Here is an 827-nt window from a genome sequence, read left to right on the forward strand (position 1 = left end):
ATCTAATGAGTGCCAATCAGATGCGGACGAGAGTGCTCTGCATGCGCCGAGTTGTGGCATTCATTTGTCAGCCAAACAAGAGGACGTGTAATGAACTCATTCCCTAATAAATCGCTCGTTGCCATTGCTATCGCAAGCATGAGCTCTGGTGTCTTAGCACACGGTTACGTATCGGAATCCAACGATGGCGTCGCAGCAAGTCGTGCAGCGCTGTGTAAGTACCCAACATCGGATACCAATGAAAGAAACACTAACTGTGTCGCGATTCAATATGAACCACAAAGCGTCGAAGGCCCTGATGGCTTCCCAGAGACTGGCCCTCGCGACGGTAAAATTGCCAGCGCAGAAACGGCTCTAGCAGCTGCACTAGACGAACAAACCGCCGACCGCTGGGTAAAACGTCCGATAAAATCTGGTACACAAACGTTTGAATGGACTTTTACAGCAAACCACGTGACTCGTGATTGGAAATACTACATCACAAAACCGAATTGGAACCCGAACGCTTCATTGTCACGCGACTCGTTCGATCTCAACCCTTTCTGTGTGGTTGACGGCAATATGGTTCAACCACCAAAACAGATGAGCCACCAATGTAACGTGCCTGAACGCGAAGGGTACCATGTCATCCTTGCGGTATGGGATGTGGGTGATACCGCAGCATCATTCTACAACGTTATCGATGTCAAATTTGATGGTGACGGCCCTGTGATTCCTGAGTGGACTCAAGGTGGCCAAATCATCCCTACTATGAATCTAAAGGTTGGCGATTCGGTTTACACTCGCGTGTTTGATCAATCTGGAGAGAACGTTGCGTACCGCACTGA

The 827-nt window shown here is 49.1% G+C and carries 1 protein-coding gene; it reads left to right on the forward strand.

The window, feature by feature from the left end:
• Positions 1 to 90: 90 nt before the first annotated feature.
• Positions 91 to 827, forward strand: a 737-nt coding sequence (locus R7Z50_RS26275; protein ID WP_318149581.1) for a lytic polysaccharide monooxygenase, incomplete at its 3' end; no start/stop codon positions are given.

The sequence above is a fragment of the Vibrio sp. 1249-1 genome (genome assembly GCF_033340495.1).